Annotated in this window: 21 protein-coding genes, 1 rRNA gene and 1 other annotated feature; all 22 genes read left to right on the top strand. The window is 46.3% G+C overall.

Features of this window, described 5'->3' with window-relative positions; all coding sequences use genetic code 11:
* The 22 genes from AOU00_RS06530 to AOU00_RS06425 all read left to right on the top strand — a co-directional run bounded on the left by AOU00_RS06530 (nucleotide 1) and on the right by AOU00_RS06425 (nucleotide 20,602).
* Nucleotides 1-609, top strand: a complete 609-nt coding sequence (locus AOU00_RS06530) for a Maf family protein (RefSeq protein ID WP_061828812.1) — start codon at nucleotides 1-3, stop codon at nucleotides 607-609.
* Nucleotides 610-622: 13 nt separating this feature from the next.
* A complete protein-coding gene (gene radC, locus AOU00_RS06525; RefSeq protein WP_025722728.1) occupies nucleotides 623-1,315 on the top strand; it encodes a RadC family protein in 693 nt (230 codons plus the stop codon).
* 105 nt (nucleotides 1,316-1,420) lie between these two features.
* Nucleotides 1,421-2,455 carry a rod shape-determining protein gene (locus AOU00_RS06520; protein WP_013311600.1) on the top strand — a complete coding sequence of 345 codons (1,035 nt, stop codon included), beginning with the start codon at nucleotides 1,421-1,423 and terminating at the stop codon, nucleotides 2,453-2,455.
* A gap of 55 nt (nucleotides 2,456-2,510) precedes the next feature.
* Complete coding sequence (gene mreC / locus AOU00_RS06515; RefSeq protein ID WP_043882320.1) at nucleotides 2,511-3,332, top strand: rod shape-determining protein MreC; 822 nt, start codon at nucleotides 2,511-2,513, stop codon at nucleotides 3,330-3,332.
* Complete coding sequence (mreD, locus tag AOU00_RS06510; protein WP_069290212.1) at nucleotides 3,332-3,862, top strand: rod shape-determining protein MreD; 531 nt, start codon at nucleotides 3,332-3,334, stop codon at nucleotides 3,860-3,862. The genes mreC and mreD overlap by 1 nt, the downstream gene beginning before the upstream one ends.
* An 82-nt stretch (nucleotides 3,863-3,944) precedes the next feature.
* Nucleotides 3,945-4,607, top strand: a complete 663-nt coding sequence (gene minC, locus AOU00_RS06505) for a septum site-determining protein MinC (protein ID WP_013311597.1) — start codon at nucleotides 3,945-3,947, stop codon at nucleotides 4,605-4,607.
* 3 nt (nucleotides 4,608-4,610) lie between these two features.
* Nucleotides 4,611-5,408: a septum site-determining protein MinD gene (gene minD / locus AOU00_RS06500; RefSeq protein ID WP_061828810.1), complete on the top strand. Its 798-nt coding sequence runs from the start codon at nucleotides 4,611-4,613 to the stop codon at nucleotides 5,406-5,408.
* Nucleotides 5,409-5,748: 340 nt separating this feature from the next.
* On the top strand, nucleotides 5,749-6,594 hold the full coding sequence (locus tag AOU00_RS06495) for a peptidoglycan DD-metalloendopeptidase family protein (protein ID WP_069290211.1): 846 nt from the start codon (nucleotides 5,749-5,751) through the stop codon (nucleotides 6,592-6,594).
* Nucleotides 6,587-7,465, top strand: a complete 879-nt coding sequence (locus AOU00_RS06490) for a M50 family metallopeptidase (protein WP_069290210.1) — start codon at nucleotides 6,587-6,589, stop codon at nucleotides 7,463-7,465. Before AOU00_RS06495 ends, AOU00_RS06490 begins: the two co-directional genes overlap by 8 nt.
* A gap of 48 nt (nucleotides 7,466-7,513) precedes the next feature.
* Entirely contained in the window at nucleotides 7,514-8,698 is a 1,185-nt protein-coding gene (locus tag AOU00_RS06485; protein ID WP_069290209.1) for an Rne/Rng family ribonuclease, read from the top strand.
* Nucleotides 8,699-8,796: 98 nt separating this feature from the next.
* Nucleotides 8,797-8,884: a sequence feature (ribosomal protein L21 leader region), on the top strand.
* Between the two features lie 13 nt (nucleotides 8,885-8,897).
* The gene (gene rplU, locus AOU00_RS06480; RefSeq protein ID WP_013311592.1) at nucleotides 8,898-9,209 is read left to right on the top strand and encodes a 50S ribosomal protein L21; all 312 of its coding nucleotides are present in this window, start codon (nucleotides 8,898-8,900) and stop codon (nucleotides 9,207-9,209) included.
* A 13-nt stretch (nucleotides 9,210-9,222) separates the two neighbouring features.
* Entirely contained in the window at nucleotides 9,223-9,561 is a 339-nt protein-coding gene (locus AOU00_RS06475) for a ribosomal-processing cysteine protease Prp (RefSeq protein ID WP_013311591.1), read from the top strand.
* A 5-nt stretch (nucleotides 9,562-9,566) separates the two neighbouring features.
* Nucleotides 9,567-9,884 (top strand): 50S ribosomal protein L27, encoded by a 318-nt coding sequence (gene rpmA, locus AOU00_RS06470; RefSeq protein ID WP_039272574.1) that lies wholly within the window; start codon nucleotides 9,567-9,569, stop codon nucleotides 9,882-9,884.
* Nucleotides 9,885-10,029: 145 nt separating this feature from the next.
* The gene (locus tag AOU00_RS06465; protein WP_061828886.1) at nucleotides 10,030-10,767 is read left to right on the top strand and encodes a Spo0B domain-containing protein; all 738 of its coding nucleotides are present in this window, start codon (nucleotides 10,030-10,032) and stop codon (nucleotides 10,765-10,767) included.
* Nucleotides 10,768-10,780: 13 nt separating this feature from the next.
* Nucleotides 10,781-12,091 carry a GTPase ObgE gene (gene obgE, locus AOU00_RS06460; protein WP_061828806.1) on the top strand — a complete coding sequence of 437 codons (1,311 nt, stop codon included), beginning with the start codon at nucleotides 10,781-10,783 and terminating at the stop codon, nucleotides 12,089-12,091.
* A gap of 157 nt (nucleotides 12,092-12,248) precedes the next feature.
* A complete protein-coding gene (locus AOU00_RS06455; protein ID WP_013311587.1) occupies nucleotides 12,249-12,686 on the top strand; it encodes an ACT domain-containing protein in 438 nt (145 codons plus the stop codon).
* 43 nt (nucleotides 12,687-12,729) lie between these two features.
* Nucleotides 12,730-14,016 (top strand): homoserine dehydrogenase, encoded by a 1,287-nt coding sequence (locus AOU00_RS06450; protein ID WP_069290208.1) that lies wholly within the window; start codon nucleotides 12,730-12,732, stop codon nucleotides 14,014-14,016.
* A gap of 27 nt (nucleotides 14,017-14,043) precedes the next feature.
* Entirely contained in the window at nucleotides 14,044-15,012 is a 969-nt protein-coding gene (gene thrB, locus AOU00_RS06445) for a homoserine kinase (RefSeq protein ID WP_069290207.1), read from the top strand.
* Nucleotides 15,009-15,908 (top strand): prephenate dehydratase, encoded by a 900-nt coding sequence (gene pheA / locus AOU00_RS06440; protein WP_029518431.1) that lies wholly within the window; start codon nucleotides 15,009-15,011, stop codon nucleotides 15,906-15,908. Before thrB ends, pheA begins: the two co-directional genes overlap by 4 nt.
* 17 nt (nucleotides 15,909-15,925) lie before the next feature.
* Nucleotides 15,926-16,810 (top strand): branched-chain-amino-acid transaminase, encoded by an 885-nt coding sequence (gene ilvE / locus AOU00_RS06435; protein WP_025722735.1) that lies wholly within the window; start codon nucleotides 15,926-15,928, stop codon nucleotides 16,808-16,810.
* 159 nt (nucleotides 16,811-16,969) lie between these two features.
* Nucleotides 16,970-18,556 carry a LysM peptidoglycan-binding domain-containing protein gene (locus AOU00_RS06430; protein ID WP_069290206.1) on the top strand — a complete coding sequence of 529 codons (1,587 nt, stop codon included), beginning with the start codon at nucleotides 16,970-16,972 and terminating at the stop codon, nucleotides 18,554-18,556.
* 490 nt (nucleotides 18,557-19,046) lie between these two features.
* Nucleotides 19,047-20,602, top strand: a 16S ribosomal RNA gene (locus AOU00_RS06425).
* The last annotated feature ends 36 nt before the right edge of the window (nucleotides 20,603-20,638 follow it).

The raw sequence follows: 20,638 nt of genomic DNA, 5'->3' as shown, positions 1-20,638 counted from the left end.
ATGGACGGGAAAATTACGCCCCGCATTATTCTGGCATCGACTTCACCAAGAAGGAAGGAATTGCTCGCATTTTTGAGACTCCCCTTTGAGGTGGTGCCGAGTCATGCGGATGAGAGCACGCCTGAGAGCTGGACGCCTCAGCAAATCGTGGAGACCCTTGCGGCACGCAAAGCCGAAGCGGTCGTGAACACCGCCACTCAGTCGAAGGAAGCCGGACTGGTGATTGGCAGTGATACCATTGTCGTGCTGGATGGTTCGGTACTGGGCAAGCCTGCCGACCATGCGGACGCGGTTCGCATGCTGACTGCATTGCAGGGAAGAACACACCGTGTGTACACCGGGGTAGCCTGCATACATACCGGAACCGGCGAAATGCTTGTCAGACATCGCCAAACGGAGGTTACAATGAAGCCTCTGAGTCAAGAGCAAATTGTGGCATACGTGAATACTGGTGAACCGTCTGATAAAGCAGGAGCGTATGGCATTCAAGGCATGGGTGCTACGCTGGTGGAATCTATTCAGGGTTGTTATTTTAACGTCGTAGGATTGCCGCTTTCCTTGCTGTCGGACATGCTGTCCGATTTTGGAGTGAATGTGTTGCGTCCATAAAGGGGATAAACATATGCTGGAGTCGCCAATACTGATGCTTCGCGACCTCCCCCATGAAGAACGACCAAGAGAGCGCATGATGACATATGGGGCGGATGCCTTAAGCAACGCGGAGTTGCTGGCAATACTGCTGCGTACAGGAACGCAAAATGAGTCTTCGGTGCATTTAGCGCAGCGTATTTTGCAGCAGGCAGGAAATTTGCGTCAACTGGTGGATATGAGCTTGAGCGAGTTGACCCAGATTAAGGGCATTGGGGATGCTAAAGCGATACAGCTAAAAGCGGGTATCGAACTGGGGCGTCGATTAGCATTGTCTCGCCATTTGGAGACCCCGGTGATTAGTTGCCCGCGGGATGTGGCAGATCTGCTGTTTGAGCAGCTTCGTTATTTGCAGAAAGAGCATTTTGTATGCTTGTTCCTTAATACTAAAAATCATGTCATTGCTCAGGAAACACTATCTATGGGTAGCCTGAATTCTGCCATCGTGCATCCTCGTGAAGTATTTCGGGCAGCAATCAAATGCAGCAGTGCTTCAATAATTTGCGCTCATAACCATCCGAGCGGTGATCCGAAGCCAAGCCCGGAGGATGTTCAGTTGACTCGCCGCCTGATGGAAGCGGGCAACATCGTGGGTATCGACGTGCTTGATCATATTGTGATCGGGGACGGGACCTTTGTAAGTTTGAAGGAACAAGGTCTGATATAATATAATATTTAAATCAAACATTTAAACACGACCGGATAATCCGGCCTGAATAAACCGTTTATACATGGATAACAGATTTCAGGGAAGAGAAAAGGAGATTACATCATGCTGGGTGGCTTTACAAAAGATTTGGGAATAGATTTGGGGACGGCAAACACGCTTGTATACGTAAGAGGTAAAGGAATTGTGGTTCGTGAACCATCTGTAGTTGCTTTGCGTACAGATACAAAAACCATTGAGGCTGTTGGTGAATCTGCGAAAAAAATGATCGGTCGCACACCGGGAAATATCCGTGCGATTCGTCCGATGAAGGACGGTGTCATTGCTGATTTTGATACAACAGCAACGATGATCAAATATTTTATCCGTCAGGCGCAAGCCCAACGCTCTTTGTTTCCACGTCATCCGAACGTGATGGTTTGTGTGCCTTCAGGCATTACTGCAGTGGAGCAGCGTGCTGTTGAAGATGCGACGAAGCAAGCAGGTGCAAGAGAAGCATATACGATAGAGGAGCCGTTTGCAGCAGCAATTGGCGCTGATCTTCCTGTATGGGAGCCAACAGGAAGTATGGTTGTCGATATCGGTGGTGGTACAACCGAGGTGGCAGTCATCTCCCTGGGCGGGATTGTAACAAGCCGCTCCGTGCGTGTGGCAGGTGATGAAATGGACGAGTCCATCATCCAATACGTAAAGCGTCAATACAATCTGATGATTGGTGAACGGACTTCAGAGCAACTGAAAATGGAAGTTGGCTCAGCTATGCCATTAGAGCAAGTGGAAACCTCGGAAATCCGCGGACGTGATCTGGTAACAGGTTTGCCGAAGACGATTACGATTACTTCTGATGAAATTAGCGAAGCATTATCGGATACAGTCAATGCAATCGTGGATGCGGTCAAAGTAACACTGGAAAAATGCCCTCCCGAGTTGGCAGCGGACATCATGGATAGAGGAATCGTACTGACGGGTGGTGGAGCACTTCTGCGTAATCTGGACAAGCTGTTGGCAGGTGAAACCGGAATGCCGGTGATCGTAGCAGAAAATCCTCTGGATTGTGTGGCAATCGGTACAGGCAGAGCGCTGGAAAATATTCATTTGTTCAAATCGCGCAGCAGTTCTGCCGTCCGTTCCAAACGTTGAATCGGGGGTGTAGGAACTGTTTAAGCTGTTTGGCAATAAAAGACTATTTGTTCTATTGATCGGAATCGTTCTGTTTATTGCCCTTATGGGGATTACACTTGGACAGAGAAATTCCTTAACCTGGCCCGAGAAGTTCGCCAGAGATTCAATTGGCTTTGTGCAAGGTATCTTTTACAGGCCCGCTTCAGCAATAGCGGGCTTCTTTGAAGATATCGGAAATATGCGCAGCATCTACGAAGAAAATGAACGATTAAAAATTGCTGTGGCAAAGCTGACTCGTGACCAGATTCAGACCCATAATTATGTTGAAACAAATGCCAGACTGCAGAATGAACTGAAGTTCACCCAAACGCAAAAGGCGAAAAATAATTATGATTATCGTGTTGCTCAAGTGAACAGCGTCAGCAATGATTCCAAAACGCTTGTGATCGATATTGGTGAGAAGGACGGAGCGAAGGTTGGTCAGGAAGTCAGTTCGCTTGAAGGATTTGTAGGAGTCATTAGTCGTACGGGGAATTTTACGTCCACCGTTACGTTGTTGACTACATTGGATCCTAAAAATCCGAATTCTTATGCCATTGCAGCGACAGTCTTGGGCAAGGAGAATCAATCGTTTGGTATGATTGAAAGCTATGATCCGGGTACGAACAGATTTCAAATGACTCGCATTGAAGAAAAAGACCCAATCGCAAAGGGCGATCAGATTATTACATCTGGTGCAGGTGGGAAATTCCGCAAAAACCTAATGATTGGAACGGTAGAGAAGATTCAGGTTGGGGAATTTGGCAAAACACGGACAGCGATTATTAAACCGGCAGCCAGCTTTGTGGATTGGAAAGAACTGCTCATCCTTTATACTCCTGAGGTACCGGAATAATGAAGATGCGCGGTCAGGTTCTAATACTGCTGCTGTTTGTACTGTTTATAGCTGAAGGGACGATTCTTCCGTGGCTTCTTCCGGATAGTTGGCATTCAAGAATGGTTCCGAATTTTGTATATGTCGTGATCTTGTTTGTGTCTGTGTATTACAGTCGTCATACAGCATTGGTGCTAGGTATTGTTTTTGGACTTATTCATGATGTAGTGTTCTACGGGTTTATCATTGGGCCTTACTCTTTTGCAATGGGGTTGTCTGCATACTTATTGGGGCTTGTTTTTACAGCTCGACGTGCGCCGATGCCTATTATGATGGCAGCCGTGTTGATTGGTAGTTTCCTGCTGGATTCTATGCTTTTTGCTATTGATCAGCTGTTCCAGCTGAATCATCAGACTTTCAATTGGGCACTTGCTCAGTATATGATTCCTGATTTATTTATCCATTTTCTGTTCGCCCTCATCATTTATGTCCCGGTTCGCAAGCAATTGCAGCGTTTGGGTACCCGTGTGAAAAAGGAAGAGGCCGTCTAGGTCTTTTTACACACATTTTGTCCGGGTTAGCAGGGATTTGACGTCCCGGGGACGAAATGATTGAGATAGGAGGGACAGGCTAATGGCGGTGAAATCGAATCATGTCACGATTAAAGGCATCAAAGATGGCCTGGTATTCCTGCTGGACGATCAATGCGAGTTTGAGGATTTGCTAGGTGAGCTGCGTTTTAAGCTGGAGCACAGTCATCAAAATATTTTAACAGGCCCGATCATTCATGTGGATATTAAGCTGGGAAGCCGAGAAGTGACAGAGGAACAGAAGGAAAGTATTCTGGAGATCTTGAAGCAAAAGGGGAATCTGCTCATCAGGTCTGTAGAATCACCTGGACTGCCTGTGGAAGTGCAGGGAAAGCCCCCTATTCACACGGTGACAGGGATTATCCGTTCTGGTCAAGTGCTTCATCACAATGGGAACCTACTCTTTTTGGGAGATGTAAACCCGGGCGGAATTATAACATGTACTGGTGATATTTATGTCCTCGGCGCTTTGCGAGGCATGGCGCATGCAGGGATGGAGGGGAATAGTGAAGCGATTATTGCGGCTTCCTATTTTGCACCGACACAGCTGCGAATTTCCGAAATGATCAGCCGTCCACCAGACGAATGGGAGACACGTGAATCCGGTATGGAATTTGCGTATCTCAAGGATGGCGCTATGCAAATAGATAAAATGAGCAATATTGTGCGTCTGGGCCGCGATTTTAACGTGTTCAAAGGGGTGTAGCACATGGGAGAGGCTATCGTCGTCACTTCAGGAAAAGGCGGCGTCGGCAAAACGACGACGTCAGCCAATATAGGAACAGCACTTGCACTGCTCGGCAAAAAGGTATGTTTGGTGGATACGGATATCGGTTTGCGTAATCTAGACGTTGTGATGGGTCTAGAAAACCGGATTATTTATGACCTTGTTGATGTAGCGGAAGGTCGTTGCCGTTTAAATCAGGCACTGGTTAAGGACAAGCGTTTTGAGGAGCTGTATATGCTGCCAGCCGCTCAAACCAAGGACAAGAGTGCTGTTACGCCGGAGCAGGTTAAGGATATTATTTTGGAGCTTAAAAAGGATTTTGAATATATATTGATCGACTGCCCTGCGGGTATTGAACAGGGCTTTAAAAATGCCATTGCCGGGGCCGATCAGGCCATTGTTGTGACCACCCCGGAAAATGCAGCCGTACGCGATGCAGACCGGGTAATTGGTTTACTGGAAAGCTCACATGTGGTATCACCCAAGTTGGTGGTTAACCGCATTCGCAATAGCATGGTTAAATCCGGAGATATGTTGGATATTGATGGGATTTTACAAGTGCTTAGCATAGACCTTATTGGGATTGTGCCGGATGATGAAATGGTAATTAAAGCCGCTAATACAGGGGAGCCTACCGTTATGAATCCAGATTCACAGGCCGCGATTGCTTATCGTAACATTGCGAGACGAATCTTAGGCGATACAGTGCCCCTCATGCAGCTGGACCAAAAGAAAAGCGTGATGACACGCTTTAAGAAGTTTTTTGGTATGGGTGGATGAGGAAAACAGGAAGTTATGGCTGGTAAATTGCTTCCACACTTCCTACATAATTTTCCATTGGTTCTAAGGTAGGAACTGTAGTCGTATTCATTTGTAATATTAGACACTTAAATAAGTGATAATCTTATTTAAGTGTTTTTGGTTTATCTTTTTAAGTTCCTATAATACGGTTTCTCAAAATTTAGAGTCACTACATAAATATCATAAATACAAAACATATCCGGTGCGCTAGCGCCGGTTTTTTTGATTTTTAGGTGCGTAATCCCGAACCGGACAACATAAGTTGAAGCCCGTCCTCATAAGATGTATCAAACATACCTCGCTGAGGGGGCTGAACAGGATGAATAAAAATTCCGGAATCAAGCAGCGCAGAGAAGAACGTATACAGCAGCTAATCGCGGGAAGCAAAGCGGAGACGTATCCCTCTGGCATATATCAGAACAGGCACGGGGATAAAGATATGAAGTCGATGCCTATAGTCAGTGCCAACTCGCCCAGAGACCCAGAAACTGAGTGGAAAAATGAGCGGCAACGCTGGCAGCAATCTTTTGGGACGAATCGTGGTCCGTCTTTTTGGACTTCCTTTTGGCGAAGATCAGTCATAGCAACGGTGTTATTTGGAATGGTATGGGGAATGTTTCGTTGGGATATTCCCTATGCAGTGAATTTGAGAATGTTTATTGCGGATGCCTTGAATAAGGATATGGATTTTGCAGCCGTCGGACAATGGTATGAAACTTATTTTGACGGAGCACCTTCCTTTTTGCCGATTTTTGGCGAGGAGCATGAAACGCACAAGGTAGACGCAAGTCGAAAGGGCTCTCCACCGATTGAAGGCAATATAACACAGCCTTTTGTACTGAGCCTTAAAGGGGTAGAAATTACGCCGAATGTTACCGATAACGGGGCAATCGCTGTTAAAAGTATAGATGCAGGTCGAGTATTAGACATATTAAATCATCCCAAAAGCGGGATTTCGATTACAATTCGACACACTGGCGGTATCACAGCAACTTACGGAAGGCTTTCCCGCTCTACCTTAAAAGTGAACGACTGGGTTCAGGAGGGAGATGAGATCGGTGTACTGCCAGCAAGTCACAGCGGCAGCGAGGCGGCAACTTTGTTTTTGGCAGTTCAGAGAGGGGAGCAATACATTGACCCGTCGGAAGTGGTAGCCCTTGATTAATGTCCGAGGGGTGACCTTATCACTACATCCACTGTTTGTATTGGTTATGCTGACCTCTATATTAACGGGACATTTTATCGAGATCATAACTTTATTTACATTGGTGTTTATTCATGAGCTAGGCCATGCGACAGCTGCTTCGTTGTTGGGTGCGCGGGTGCTTTCCATACAGATGTTACCCTTTGGAGGAGTGGCGGTCATTGAGGATCAGGGGAAGCTCAATGCGTGGAAGGAGATTGTCATTGCGCTAGCGGGGCCCCTACAAAACGGAATCATGATCATCATCCTTTTGTGGTTCAGAAATGTGAGTGGGCTGGAGTATGATTATGTAAATTATATCATTCAGGGGAATGCAGTTATTGCACTGTTTAATTTGCTGCCCATTTTACCACTTGACGGTGGGAAAATATTGCAGGCACTGATTAGCTTATCTTGTTCTTATCACCGCACATTAGTGTGGACTTTTAGAGCCAGTATCTTAACGAGTTTGCTATTTTGTATATATGGTATTTCGCCGTTGTTAAGGCAAAATGGACCTATCCATTTAAATCTGCTGGCGGTAGGGATTTTTTTGCTTTATTCTAATATTGTGGATTATCGGAATATCCCTTACCGTTTTATACGGTTTTTGCTGGGGAGGGACGAGCTTTTTTACCGCGAAGTAGCTAAGGGAAGTATTTCCTTACCTATTGTATCCCTGCCAGTGAAACATTTGGAGCATATTTTGCGTCTTTTCAGAAGAGATCGGTATCATATGGTTTATGTTATGAATGAACAGGGACGGATTGTAGCCGTACTGCCGGAGCAACGTCTTATTCGCTCTTATTTTGCGACACGCCCGCCAGATGGTGGAGAACCCAAGCCCAAATAATGTTTTATGAGTTAAGGAAGAGGCTGTATCCAGAGAGGTTGAAAAACCATGAAGCAAATGATTGTACAATGCCAGCAGCAGATGACCCAAATGGCGCTGTTGGAAGAGGGACGATTGGTTGAATATGCGGCTGAACTACCGCGAAAACGGGGAATTCTAGGTTCTTTTTTCAAAGCGAGGGTGGTCAATGTGCTACCAGGTATGCAAGCCGCCTTTGTTGACATTGGACAGCGAAAGAATGCCTTTTTGTATGTAGATGACGTACTTCATGCTCATTTGGACAAGCAGCCGGAGGTAAAGCCATCCATTTCTGAAGTGTTAAAGGTAGGGCAGGAAATTGTAGTGCAGGTATTAAAAGAGGCTGTTGGTAGTAAAGGAGCCAGGGTCACCACTCATTTTTCACTTCCGGGTCGCTGGATCGTATATATGCCCCGTGCTGATTATGTGGCCGTATCTAAGAAGATCGAACGTGAGGGCGAACGTACCCGTTTGAAAGCAATGGGAGAGCAGCTACGCACAAGTGAGGAAGGACTCATAATCCGTACCGTTTCGGAGGACATGAGTATAGAGGCGATTGAAAATGATTTAAATCAACTGCGTAAGCAGTGGGTGGTTATTCAGCGTAAAGCTGGTGAACACTCGGCTCCGTGCGAATTACACCGGGATTTAAGTATTGTTCAGCGGTTGATTCGGGATGTGTTTACACCTGAACAGGATGAACTGGTCATTGACAGTGAAGAGCAAGCAAAGGATGCAGAAATAATGCTACAACAGATTGGTCCTGCGAAAGCTCATGTAAGTATATTTCGTGGTCCAGAAGAAACAATTTTCAAAGCTTATGGCGTTCATGAGCAGCTGGAACGCGATTTTGCGCGAAAGGTATGGCTGCAGGGCGGCGGATACATTGTCATTGATCATACGGAGGCATTAACCGTCATTGATGTGAATACCGGGAAGTTTACGGGAGGCAGTAATCTGGAAGAAACGGTGACCCGGACTAACATTGAAGCAGCTGAAGAGATTGCCCGCCTGGTACGTGTGCGTGATATTGGTGGTATCATCATCATTGATTTTATTGACATGGAACAAGAGGAGAACCGTCGGGAAGTATCCTCTGTGCTGGAAGCAAGATTGAAGAAGGATCGGACCAAATCTTATGTTGTCGGTTGGACGCGGTTAGGTTTGCTGGAAATGACCCGCAAAAAAGTGCGTGAGGAAAAGACGCTCGTGTAGAGCGATGCGTAACCAAAAATCATTTTAAAACTAAAGGTTGAATGTGTACAAAGCTTGTGCTACAATCATTTAGTATGTGTGATGCGTAAGATTGGCTGCACATGCTGTAACCGCTCCAATCAGGTACTGAAGTGCAGTATCCTAAGGGAATCTGCCACCTGCTATTAGGCGAGTCTGAGACATAAGGAGGTGCAAGCAAATGTACGCAATTATCGAAACAGGTGGTAAGCAATACAAAGTTCAAGAGGGCGACGTATTGTTCATCGAGAAGTTGGAAGCTAATGATGGTGAAACTGTAACGTTCGATCGTGTTCTGGCAGTGTCCGGCGACAATGGCTTGACAGCAGGTACACCGCTTCTTTCTGGAGCTTCTGTAACAGCTAAAGTTGAGAAGCATGGTCAAGGTCAAAAGGTCATCGTATACAAATACAAACCTAAAAAGAACTACCATGTGAAGCAAGGTCATCGTCAACCGTACACGAAAGTGACGATTGAAAAAATCCAAGCGTAAGAGGGTGCGATAAGTGATTATCGTGCGTATTACACGACTGGAGGATGGCAGCATACAGGGGTTTTCCGTTAAAGGACATGCAAATTTCGCTAAATCTGGCGAGGATATCGTATGTGCTGGCGTTTCGGCGGTAACAGTAGGAACTGTCAATTCGATTGGAGCTCTTACGGACGTTGAGATGGAAACGGAAATGGAAAACGGCTTTTTAAGCGCGTATCTTTCTCCTGAAAGTTATCATGATGCGAACGCACAGGTTCAACTGTTGCTGGAGTCCATGGTGATTATGCTGACAAGTATTGCTGAATCATACGGTAAGTATATTCAAATAGAAAATAATCAAAGAAGGAGGTAGACATCATGTTGAAATTGACATTGGATCTTCAATTATTCGCATCGAAAAAAGGTGTAGGTTCCACAAAGAACGGACGTGACAGTAAATCGAAACGTCTTGGAGTGAAACGTGCTGACGGTCAAGCAGTTACCGGCGGTAGCATCCTGGTTCGTCAACGCGGAACGAAAATTCACCCGGGCACGAACGTGGGCATCGGTAAGGACGACACTCTGTTCGCGAAAGTGGACGGCGTTGTGAAGTTCGAACGTTGGGGCCGTGATCGCAAAAAGGTGAGCATCTACCCGATCGACGTTGCTCCAGTAGCAGCTACTGTAGAAGCTTAATAGCGGCTTAGACACGCTGAAAAGCCTCCGGCACTTTTGTCGGAGGCTTTTTTGCATGATGGTAATGAACTGGAAAGTTAGTCTGTGCTATACTGGATTAAGGTTCTTTAATAATCCATTTAATTTCGCAGAACGGAGAGAAGCCATGTTCCAGCGGATAAGAGCGCCTTATCTGGCGTTGGGTTCCATTCTGATTCCTTTGGTTTTTTCACTGCTCTATCCTAAAGTATTAACGATTATCTTATTAGCAGTATGGTCTGTAGTTGCTGCATGCTTTGGTATGTGGTATACGCAAAGACAGGTTGAGTATGAACGGAAAGCTGCTTTGCGTTCTTTTGAACGTACAGCGATTTCAATGCTTAACCATCATCGGCATGACTGGATGAATGACTTGCAGGTGCTTTATGGATATATTCGTATGAATAAGCATGATAAATCTGTTGCTTATGTGGAAACAATAAAAGGGCGCGTAGCGGAAGACAGTAAAATATCTAAGTTGGGTATTCCCTCACTGGTGTTTTATTTGCAGTCTTTTCGCGTGAACGCCGGTAATTTACAGTTGTCGGTACAGGTTGAGGAGCAGTTAAAGTTAGACGCTGTCATGTCTCCCGAAGACGGCGAGTCGCTTGCCTCGGCCGTCATAGAAACGGTGCGTGCGTATCAATATGGCGGGGGCCGGTCGTCCTGGGGAGAAGTGCGCAGATTGACACTTTTTTTCGGTATGGATCAGAATGATGTTATCGTCCGTTTTGAAGGAAGTGACATACCTGCGGATTTGAATATCCTAAAGCAGGTCAGATCCGTACCCGGAAGTAAACGCATTCGAACAGAGAAGCTTCCTACGGGCGAAATGCTTCAAATTCGGATGCAGTGCCAGACATAAGGAAGGTGTAACCATGTTTGTAGATAAAGCGAAGATTTTTGTTAAAGGCGGTGACGGTGGAGACGGATTAATTGCGTTTCGCCGTGAGAAATACGTTCCTGAAGGTGGCCCAGGTGGTGGTGACGGAGGGAACGGTGGTGACGTAATTTTCCGTGTAGATGAGGGTTTGCGTACCTTGATGGATTTTCGGTACCAACGTCATTTTAAAGCCCAGCGTGGAGTAAAAGGTCGCAACAAAAGTCAACACGGAGCCAATGCGGAGCACATGATCGTACGTATACCACCGGGAACGGTCATCATAGATGATGATACTGGTGAAGTAGTAGCAGATATGACACGTCATGGTCAACAAGTCGTCGTAGCTAAAGGAGGACGCGGAGGACGCGGAAACATCCGTTTTGCTACGCCGAGTAATCCAGCGCCTGAGTTGGCTGAGAACGGCGCAGAGGGACAAGAACGTTATATCACGCTTGAGTTAAAAGTAATGGCTGACGTAGGCTTGGTCGGGTTCCCTAGTGTTGGGAAGTCTACCTTGTTGTCGGTTGTATCTTCCGCAAAACCGAAAATTGGGGCCTACCACTTTACAACGATTACTCCGAATTTGGGCGTTGTGGATGTGGGTGATCATCGTAATTTTGTGATGGCGGATTTGCCTGGTTTGATTGAAGGAGCTCATGAAGGTATTGGGCTGGGACATGAATTTCTGCGGCACATTGAGCGGACGCGTATTATTATCCATGTCGTGGATATGGCGGGCTCCGAAGGACGTGACCCGTTTGAAGATTGGACTAAAATTAACGACGAATTGAAGCAATATAATGCAGCATTGGCTGAGCGTCCGCAAATTGTGGCGGCCAATAAAATGGATATGCCAGAAGCTGAAGAAAACTTGGCTCACTTCAAAGAGCAGATTGCTTCTATACGTCCTGATCTTGAAATCATGCCTATTTCCTCACTGACACGTCAAGGTGTGAAGGAACTACTCTACCGTGCTGCTGATTTGCTGGATCAAATACCGGACGAGCCAGTTGTTGAGGAAGTAGCAGAAGTCAATGAACGTAAGGTATTTAAGCTGGATACAGCAGAAGACGATGGCTTTACAATTGTACGTGAAAACGACACATTCGTGGTGCAGAGCCCTAAAATTGAGCGCATGATGAAGCGCATGCAGTTGAACTCGCATGATGCCATTTTGAAATTAGCAAGAACGTTACGCCACATGGGTGTGGATGCTGAGTTACGCAAGCGTGGCGCCAAAGATGGTACATCTGTACGCATTGCTGATTTCGAGTTCGAATTTGTTGAAGGCAGCAGCTACTACTAAAAATCAAATAAAGGTCTAAAACCTGAACGGTTACTGTACTATAGGAAACTCTATAGAAGGCAGTAGCCGTTTTTTGCATTGTTAGCTTGCCGATTTTCATGAGTTTCGATATAATGTCCTCTATACAAAAACATAAGTCTTTGAGGAGAGGACGTTCTTGAAAGAGCGCTATTACTTGGTACGGGAAGATATTTTGCCTGAAGCTATTGTTAAGACCATACAGGTGAAACTGCTGCTGGCTTCAGGAGATGTTAAAACCGTGCATGATGCCGTGGAGCAAGTTGGGTTAAGCCGAAGCGCCTTTTATAAATATAAGGATGGCATACATTTGGTTAACCAGCTGGAGCGTGAGCGAATTGTCAATATCTCTATTGATTTAGAACATCAATCCGGAATGTTGTCCAGGGTGCTTGGCAGAGTGGCTGATTTCGGAGGCAATGTGCTGACGATCCAGCAAAGCATTCCACTGCAAGGCAGAGCCAACGTAGTTATCTCGGTAGAAATGTCCAGACTCAGTGAAGAGTTGGGTGTTCTACTGGAGGGCTTGGAGGACATCTCTGGAGTCAAACGTGTTCGCCTGATTGGGCAAGGTTAAGGCAATACAGTTCATTAGATATAAGTTTGCGGGAGGGGAATGGATGAAACCGGTCAAAGTAGGATTGTTAGGTTTGGGGACGGTAGGAACGGGAGTCGTTCGAATCGTAGAAGGCAATCAGGAAGATTTGAGCAGACAAGTCGGTTCACCGATCATCATTGAAAAAATAGCTGTAAAAAACATAGAAAAATATCGTTCCATTGAAGTGGACACGGCCAAGCTTACTGAGGACCCATGGGAAGTTATTCGAGACCCTGAAATTGATGTAATTATCGAAGTCATGGGCGGGGTTGATCAGACGAAGGAGTACATTCTTGAAGCGTTGGAGCGGGGTAAACATATCGTAACAGCTAACAAGGACTTAATGGCTTTGCACGGTTCTGAAGTATTGGCAAAGGCGCAGGAAAAGCAATGTGATATTTTTTATGAAGCTAGTGTAGCAGGCGGTATCCCGATTATTCGTACACTCATTGAAGGTTTCTCCTCCGACCGTATTACCCGCATTATGGGGATTGTGAACGGTACGACCAACTTTATTTTAACAAAAATGAGTCAGGAAGGAGCCTCGTACGAGGAAGTTCTCAAGGAAGCGCAGGAGCTTGGGTATGCTGAATCCGATCCGACCTCAGACGTGGAAGGACTGGATGCAGCTCGTAAAATGGCAATTCTCGGCACGCTCGGTTTCCGCTCTAATGTAGAGCTCAAGGATGTAAGTGTCAGCGGCATTTCAAAGGTAACCAGTGAAGATATTGCTTTTGCTAAAAAACTAGGATATGAAATGAAATTGCTCGGCATTGCAGAGCGTCAGGGTGATGAATTTACGATTAATGTTCAGCCGACCATGGTACGCAAGCAGCATCCATTGGCTTCGGTGAACGGGGTATTCAACGCGGTGTATGTGCATGGTGAAGCAGTGGGTGAAACCATGTTTTATGGTGCGGGTGCAGGTGAAATGCCGACGGCAACATCGGTTGTAGCTGATTTAGTAGCTGTAGTGAAAAATCTCAAACTTGGTGTCAATGGGCTGAAAGCCATCGTTCCTTACAACCCTAAAAAAATTAGTAACGACGAAGATGTGTATTTCAAAAACTTCGTGCTTCTGCATGTGGATGATAAAGCAGGGGTGTTGGCACGGATTACGCAAGTATTTGCTGAATTTAATGTCAGTCTGGCATCTGTTGTGCAGCAACCGAATGAGGTTAACCCCGATGCTGAAATTATTATCGTGACTCATTTAGCCAGTAAAGCGAGTATGAAAAAGGTTTTGGAGCATTTTGAAACTTTAGACGTCATTCGTCGCATCAAGAGCGTATATCGAGTAGAGGGATAGTCAATAAAAGCAGGAGGAATTGTCTGTATGACCGTTTTAAAAACAGCAAGAGTGCGTGTGCCTGCGAGTACGGCCAACTTGGGTCCCGGCTTTGATACATTGGGCATGGCATTGTCCTTATATGCATGGATTGAAATGAAGGAGGCCGAACAGACGGCTTTTCATTTATACGGAGATGAAATGAATGGTGTTCCCCAAGATAAAACTAATCTGATTTTCAAGGTAGCACAAATGGTTTTTCGGGAAGCAGGTGTATCTGTTCCTGAGCTCGATATTTCGATGTACTCGGATATTCCGCTCACTCGTGGTTTGGGCAGCAGTGCTTCTGCTATTGTGGGCGCCTTGGTCGCTGCCAATACGTTGATTGGCTCGCCTCTGCCGAATTCCAAGCTGTTCGATATGGCAAGCGCCATTGAAAAACATCCGGATAATGTTGGGGCTTCCCTGTTTGGTGGTATTATTACAGCGATGTGGGACGGCGAGCATGCTAGGCATTTACGGCTTGAACCAGATGCTAATCTGGAGGTTATGGTAGTTATTCCAGATTTTCAGCTGTCCACGTCGAAAGCCAGAGAGGTTCTACCCGCTCATGTATCGTTGAAGGATGCTGTATATAATATAAGTCATGCTTCCATGCTGGTAGCAGCATTGGCGTCGGGACGAACCGATTTAATCGCCGAAGCGATGCGTGATCAGCTTCATCAGCCTTACCGCGCGGCACTTGTGCCAGGTATGACAGAGATCTTGCAGGATGCGCACCATTATGGTGCTTTGGGTGTGGCTCTAAGTGGGGCTGGACCAACGTTGCTGGCATTGACAGATCGGCGAGAAAATCGGAAAGCAGAGCTGGAGCAGTATTTAACGGATACCATGAACAAAGAGGGGATCACTGCTTCTGTTTTAAAATTGCGTCCTGAGAATGAAGGAGTTAAAGTATATACAGAAGGGAATACTCTCCCTTTTATGGATATGATTAAAGGGGAACTTACGATATGAAACGAATTGCACTTCTTCCTGAGGGGACTGTTTCTCATGAAGCGATTAAGTATTTGTTAGGAGATACGTCCCATGAATTACTTTTTTACAAACATATTGCGGACGTATTTCAGGCAGTAGACAAGGGTCAGGCAGACTATAGTGTAATTCCCATTGAAAATACGATTGATGGCTCTGTAAGTTTGCATATGGATTGGCTTGTACATGAAGTAGACATTCAAATGCAGGCGGAATGGGTATATCCTTCAATTCAAAATCTTATTGGTCATCGTAGTGAATTTACGAAGGATTTGGACAAGCTGGATTTGAGCAAAGTGGTCAAAATTATGTCTCATCCTGTGGCGCTTCCCCAGTGTAAAGAATTCATACAGGCTTCCGCTCCTCAGGCCGAGTTGGAGAGTGCAGGAAGTACGGCAGAAGCCGTCGAAATTGTTAAACATAACCCCGGTAAAGGCTGGACCGCTCTCGGAACCAAGCTTGCGGCTGCCAAACATGGATTGGATATTTTGGCCAGCAAAGTGACGGATCACGATAACAACTTTACCCGCTTTGTCTTGATCGGTCATCAACCTATAAGTCTCCCGGGTACGCCTGAAGGTCAGCGAACCAGTATTTTGGTCACGCCGCCGCAGGATTTCCCGGGAGCGCTGCATCAGGTTTTATCCGCATTTGCATGGCGCAGGTTAAATCTGTCCCGTATTGAATCGCGTCCGACCAAAAAGCAATTGGGGAATTATTATTTTTACATTGAAGTTTTGGAATCTCTGCATTCCGTGCTGCTTCCGGCAGCCTTTGCAGAGATCGAGGCTTTGGGGTGCCATGTACGTGTTCTTGGCTCTTATCCAAGCTACAAGTATGTTGAAGCAGCGATCGAACCTATTTTAAAGGAACATTAATCGGAGGTGTGGTTTTAATGGCAGAACAATGGATCTATCTGGATGGGCAGCATGTGACTAAGGAAAACGCAAAGGTTTCCGTATATGATCATGGATTCTTGTACGGAGACGGTATATTTGAGGGCATTCGTATATATAACGGGAATATTTTTAAATGTAAGGAGCACTTGGAGCGTCTGTATGATTCTGCGAAATCCATTCAGTTAAACATTCCTTTGTCTCCTGATGAAATGTTGGAAGCAATGGCTGAAACGATTCGTCTTAACGAAATGCGTAACGGATATATCCGTCTGATTGTATCCCGAGGTGCAGGAAATCTAGGTTTAGATCCTCTTCGTTGTGCGAAGGCGAGTGTCATCATTATCGTGGAGCAGCTCGCCATTTACCCGGAAGAAGCTTACTTGACTGGCCTGAAGACAATTTCTGTCTCTCAGCGTCGCAACATCCCGGACGCTTTGAATCCGAAGATTAAATCATTGAACTATCTCAACAATATCCTCGTGAAGATCCAGTCTAACTATGCTGGTGTAGGTGAGGCTATTATGCTCAATTCCCAAGGGTATGTGACGGAAGGCTCTGCGGACAACATTTTCATTGTCAAAAACGGAGTGTTATATACACCTCCTTGCTATTTAGGGGCGCTTGAAGGGATTACTCGTAATGCTATTATCGATTTGTGTGCTAAGCTTGGATACCCTCTTAAGGAACAACCTTTTACACTGCATGATGTATATGTTGCGGACGAGGTGTTTTTTACAGGAACTGCGGCAGAAGTTATTGCAGCTTATGAAGTGGATGGTCGTACGATCGGCTCCGGCGTTGCTGGCCCAGTGACTTTGGAGCTCCTGGCTGAGTTCCGTAAGATTGTGGATCAGGATGGCTACAAAGTGTGGCAGGACTAAAATAAAACCGAATCCTTTTAACTGAATGCTCGCGTGAGTATTCGGTTGAGAGGATTTTTTTGTTTGTATGGGGTCATTCGCCCGGGAGGTGCATAGGATGTAATAACAGAAGCCGGGCGTTTATCCCGCCCGAACGAAAGTCTAGGAGGTTTGTGACCTGTGAAAATACACATCGTCAAAAAAGGTGACACTCTGTACTTGCTGGCACAGAAGTATAATGTGACGCTGGAGAAAGTTATTGCCGCCAATCCCCAATTGGCAGACCCTAATCAGTTGAGTATCGGCGAGAAAATTAAAATTCCAACAGACCCTGTTACGATGGAAACACAGCCGTCAACGGTATATCAACACAAGGTTAAGCAAGGAGATTCATTGTGGAAGTTGTCCAAGGCGTGGAATGTACCGCTTAAGCTAATTATTGATGCCAATTCCCAGCTTAAAAACCCGAACGCACTTCTGGTTGGAGAAACAGTTAATATTCCACACTACAAAGAAGAGGCGTCTGATTTTACTGAGAATAAAAAAAATACCGCAGTCAAAGAAGAGATGACACAGCCTAAACCTGAATCCCCAACCAAGCAAGAACTTACCCAGCCCAAGGAGGAGTTGACGCAGCCTAAGCAGGAGAATATGCCTAGCCCTAAAGAAGAGATGACACAGCCGAAAGAAACAGTGAATCCTCCTAAGCTTCCTGAATTAAAACTGCCTGAAGTTCCTATGGCACCCGTAAATCCTGCTCCACCTCAAATGCAGCCCATAGTTACTCCACCTGCTCCACCTCAAATGCAACCTATAGTTACCCAACCCATCGCATCTAAGCCACAGCTTCCTACAACTGTTGTGAAGCAACCTGTAGCTGAAAAATTTTGCGGCTGCACAAAATCGGAGCCGATGGTAAATTCCGAGTGGTCGATACAACAGCCGACATTTGATTATAGCCCACAAATAAATGCAATGCCGAACTCGTGGTATCCGGGGATTGAGTCTCCTCAAACTTGGGGGAATGCGCCTATTAATACCTCCTTAGCAGAACACGCCTCTCCTACTGTAGTTTCTGATCAGGGCTATCATCATGATTGTGAGCATCCATGGTGCTGGGGGCCTGTGCAGACACCACCTATAAATGCCCATCCAACACCTTATCCTGCCTATTCAGATTGCTGCGCCCCTGGATATTATCCGAGTCATGAGGCGTCTGAAAATGCATCCTACCCTGTCTATCCTCCATTTATCCATCAAGGGCATCCACAGCAGTATCCAGAGAGTGCAGTCCAGGGCAGTCAATGGAGCCAGGCATGGGGAGGACCTCCATATGGTTCGCCTGCGGGTGGGCACGTGTCCGATTATAGCCAACTACAAGGACAACAATCTGCGAATTCCCCTTATCATCCGTTTGCGCATGGGAATGCACCTATGTATCCATTAGAGGGATATACAACACCCTATATGTTTATGCCAGACTGTGGATGCCGGGAAGAGAACGTACAGTCGGCACCAGCAATTCCAGGATCGCAGGAGATTGGTAACAATCTGACTATTGCATCCCAAAATGAAGTTGGCTCTTCTTCTAAACCAAAGGATCGTAGCGTACGTAAAGGTAAATCAAAAGACAGCTCTGGCAGTACATCCAAAGAAGAGACATCCAAAGCCAAGGTTTCCAGTAAAAATGCTACTAATAAAAAGCAAAAATCCGGCTCCTCATCCTATAATGCACGTTCGCGTAAAAATCCGTGGATTAAGGACTGACGTGGCTATATGTAAAAGGAGAGGAACCTCCTGGTAGTGCCCGGCTTTATTATTCATTAAGAGGAAGAAATGAATGTTAAAGAGACTGTTATTCTGCTTGTGGGAATAATGGTCTCTTTATTTAAATGCAGTGATTTTAAAGATGAGAAAAAAACTAAAAAAAGGTGTTGCCTTCTAGCGTAATTTTGTGGTATATTCTTATAGCTGTCTTTTGCAAGATAGTTAGCAACACGAAAACAAAGCAGAATTGATTAAAAAATTCTTTTGAAAAAAAGTGTTGCAAAGACGTAGAAAACATGATATATTATTTAAGTCGCCGCTGAGATGCGGTGGTGAAACAAAGTAAGGCATTATGCAGGTTTGATCTTTGAAAACTGAACAACGAGTGAGTAAAACGATTTTGTTCGCAAAATCAAACAAGAGATATTTTTATCTCGTCAGTTTCAACATGAGCTTATCGCTCTTTCTATAAACCAGCTTCGGTTGGTCTTTAATGGAGAGTTTGATCCTGGCTCAGGACGAACGCTGGCGGCGTGCCTAATACATGCAAGTCGAGCGGGGTTATGTAGAAGCTTGCTTCTACATAACCTAGCGGCGGACGGGTGAGTAACACGTAGGCAACCTGCCCACAAGACAGGGATAACTACCGGAAACGGTAGCTAATACCCGATACATCCTTTTCCTGCATGGGAGAAGGAGGAAAGACGGAGCGATCTGTCACTTGTGGATGGGCCTGCGGCGCATTAGCTAGTTGGTGGGGTAAAGGCCTACCAAGGCGACGATGCGTAGCCGACCTGAGAGGGTGATCGGCCACACTGGGACTGAGACACGGCCCAGACTCCTACGGGAGGCAGCAGTAGGGAATCTTCCGCAATGGGCGAAAGCCTGACGGAGCAACGCCGCGTGAGTGATGAAGGTTTTCGGATCGTAAAGCTCTGTTGCCAGGGAAGAACGTCTTGTAGAGTAACTGCTACAAGAGTGACGGTACCTGAGAAGAAAGCCCCGGCTAACTACGTGCCAGCAGCCGCGGTAATACGTAGGGGGCAAGCGTTGTCCGGAATTATTGGGCGTAAAGCGCGCGCAGGCGGCTCTTTAAGTCTGGTGTTTAATCCCGAGGCTCAACTTCGGGTCGCACTGGAAACTGGGGAGCTTGAGTGCAGAAGAGGAGAGTGGAATTCCACGTGTAGCGGTGAAATGCGTAGAGATGTGGAGGAACACCAGTGGCGAAGGCGACTCTCTGGGCTGTAACTGACGCTGAGGCGCGAAAGCGTGGGGAGCAAACAGGATTAGATACCCTGGTAGTCCACGCCGTAAACGATGAATGCTAGGTGTTAGGGGTTTCGATACCCTTGGTGCCGAAGTTAACACATTAAGCATTCCGCCTGGGGAGTACGGTCGCAAGACTGAAACTCAAAGGAATTGACGGGGACCCGCACAAGCAGTGGAGTATGTGGTTTAATTCGAAGCAACGCGAAGAACCTTACCAGGTCTTGACATCCCTCTGACCGGTCTAGAGATAGACCTTTCCTTCGGGACAGAGGAGACAGGTGGTGCATGGTTGTCGTCAGCTCGTGTCGTGAGATGTTGGGTTAAGTCCCGCAACGAGCGCAACCCTTATGCTTAGTTGCCAGCAGGTCAAGCTGGGCACTCTAAGCAGACTGCCGGTGACAAACCGGAGGAAGGTGGGGATGACGTCAAATCATCATGCCCCTTATGACCTGGGCTACACACGTACTACAATGGCCGGTACAACGGGAAGCGAAATCGCGAGGTGGAGCCAATCCTAGAAAAGCCGGTCTCAGTTCGGATTGTAGGCTGCAACTCGCCTACATGAAGTCGGAATTGCTAGTAATCGCGGATCAGCATGCCGCGGTGAATACGTTCCCGGGTCTTGTACACACCGCCCGTCACACCACGAGAGTTTACAACACCCGAAGTCGGTGGGGTAACCCGCAAGGGAGCCAGCCGCCGAAGGTGGGGTAGATGATTGGGGTGAAGTCGTAACAAGGTAGCCGTATCGGAAGGTGCGGCTGGATCACCTCCTTTCTATGGAGAATCGTTTCCGGAGAGCGGAAACATTCA

The sequence above is a fragment of the Paenibacillus polymyxa genome (genome assembly GCF_001719045.1).
GTDB classification, from domain to species: Bacteria; Bacillota; Bacilli; order Paenibacillales; family Paenibacillaceae; genus Paenibacillus; species Paenibacillus polymyxa_B.
The sequence above is the reverse complement of the archived record's forward strand: the minus strand, read 5'-3'. Positions and strand labels throughout refer to the sequence as shown.